Source organism: Pseudomonas pudica (genome assembly GCF_015680405.1).
GTDB classification, from domain to species: Bacteria; Pseudomonadota; Gammaproteobacteria; order Pseudomonadales; family Pseudomonadaceae; genus Aquipseudomonas; species Aquipseudomonas pudica.
Genome location: NZ_JADLJS010000098.1, coordinates 1 through 1,825 on the forward strand (window position 1 = coordinate 1; position 1,825 = coordinate 1,825).

The 1,825-nt window shown below is 63.8% G+C and carries 2 protein-coding genes and 1 tRNA gene; all 3 read left to right on the plus strand.

All coding sequences use genetic code 11. The features are described from left to right. Positions 1 to 14 precede the first annotated feature (14 nt). The 3 genes from IRZ77_RS26635 (at position 15) to IRZ77_RS26645 (ending at position 1,653) form a co-directional block, all read left to right on the plus strand. Positions 15 to 90, plus strand: a tRNA-Glu gene (locus tag IRZ77_RS26635). A 174-nt stretch (positions 91 to 264) separates the two neighbouring features. After that, positions 265 to 804 (plus strand): TetR/AcrR family transcriptional regulator, encoded by a 540-nt coding sequence (locus IRZ77_RS26640; protein WP_108481525.1) that lies wholly within the window; start codon positions 265 to 267, stop codon positions 802 to 804. Positions 805 to 819: 15 nt separating this feature from the next. Beyond that, on the plus strand, positions 820 to 1,653 hold the full coding sequence (locus IRZ77_RS26645; protein ID WP_153671769.1) for an alpha/beta fold hydrolase: 834 nt from the start codon (positions 820 to 822) through the stop codon (positions 1,651 to 1,653). Positions 1,654 to 1,825: the final 172 nt, after the last annotated feature.

A 1,825-nucleotide genomic window follows, 5' to 3' on the forward strand; every position in this document is an offset into this window, starting at 1 on the left:
GGCACGAAGGTTACGTCCCCTTCGTCTAGTGGCCTAGGACACCGCCCTTTCACGGCGGTAACAGGGGTTCGAGTCCCCTAGGGGACGCCACGTTTACCCGCGTTTTGCGGGACTTTTAAGGCTCATTCGATTATTGAATGGGCCTTTTGTTTTTCTTCCCAGCTCAAAAATTTCGCGACCGACAGGCGGCTACAGATTCTGCTTGCCAAAAAATATTACGCGAATAATATTTCTATCATCATATTTTGATTGGCGAGTGGCACGATGAGCGACAAGAAGAGCAGAACCCGCGAACGCATCCTCGAGGCGGCGCGAAGTGCGCTGATCCAGCACGGCCCGGCCGAGCCCAGCGTCAGCCAGGTCATGGGTGCGGCAGGCCTGACCGTTGGTGGTTTCTACGCGCACTTCGACAGCAAGGACGAGTTGATGCTCGAAGCGTTCCGCCAGTTGCTGTGTGAGCGCCGCGCCTTGCTCGCGCAGATCGACCCCAGCCTCGATGGCGCCGGGCGGCGGGCGCTGGCCAGCGCTTTCTACCTGTCGCGCAAGCACCGTGATGCCGAAGTGCATGCCTGCCCGCTGCCCAACTCGCTGGGCGAGATGCAGCGCCTGCCGGAGGCCTTCCGCGAGGTGCTGGCCGAGCACATCGAGTTGATGGCTGCCGCCATGGTCGACCGTCCCGAGGATGCCGACAAGGCCTTGGCCGACCTGGCCCTGATGATTGGCGGCCTGACGCTGGCCCGTGCCCTGGGCACCAGCGAGCTGTCTGATCGTATTCTGCGCGCCGCCAAATCGGCGGTGCTTTGATCCTGGAGCATGGCGATGACTACCCTGAGCTGGATTCGTGGTGTCAATGGCACCTTGGGCCGCCTGGCCCCTGAGCATGTCGCGGGCAAGATGCGCCGTGCCTTCATGACCCCGCGCAACCTGCCGCCACGGGATTGGGAGTTGCCCGTGCTGGCCAGCGCCGAGCGTATCACCCTGCGCTTCGGTTTGTCGGCCCTGCGCTGGGGCAAGGGGCCGACCGTGCTGCTGATGCACGGGTGGGAAGGGCGCCCGACCCAGTTTGCCGCGTTGATCGAAACCTTGGTCCAGGCCGGGCACACGGTGGTGTCGCTGGAGGGTCCGGGGCATGGGCGTTCGCCTGGCGAGCAGGCCAATGTGGTGCTGTTTGCCCGGGCGCTGCTGGAGGCTGCCGCCGAACTGCCGCCGCTGCGCGCGGTTATTGGCCATTCCATGGGAGGCGCCAGTGTATTGCTGGCCCTGCAGATGGGGCTACGCACAGAGGCAGCGGTCAGCATTGCCGCTCCGGCGCGGCTGTTGGGCGTACTGCGTGGCTTTGCCCATCGCCTGGGGCTGCCAGCGCGGGCGCGGGCGGCGTTCATTCGCCAGGTTGAGCGGGATGTAGGCATGCAGATTGCGCGGCTGGATGTGACTGGTTACCAGCTGGAGTTGCCTGGGTTGGTGGTGCATGCCGCCGATGATGCCTTGGTGCCCGTCGATGAGGCACAGGTTATTCACAAGGCCTGGTTCGATAGCCGCCTGATGCTGCTGGAGGCGGGTGGCCACCAGCGGGTGCTGTCCGATCCGCGCCTGAGTGAAGCGGTGCTGGAACTGTTGGCCCGGGCTGGCGCACCAGTACGGCAAAGTGCCTGATGATGTTGCCAGTACTGGCCTGATCGCCGGCAAGCCAGCTCCCACAGGTAAAGCGCAAGCCTTTGATCCCGCGCAGACTCTGTGGGAGCAACTGTCTTGCTCAATTTCTAAAAGCTGGCGTGATCCCTGTGGGAGCGGGCTTGCCCGCGAACACGGGCGAAGCCCGTGCCAT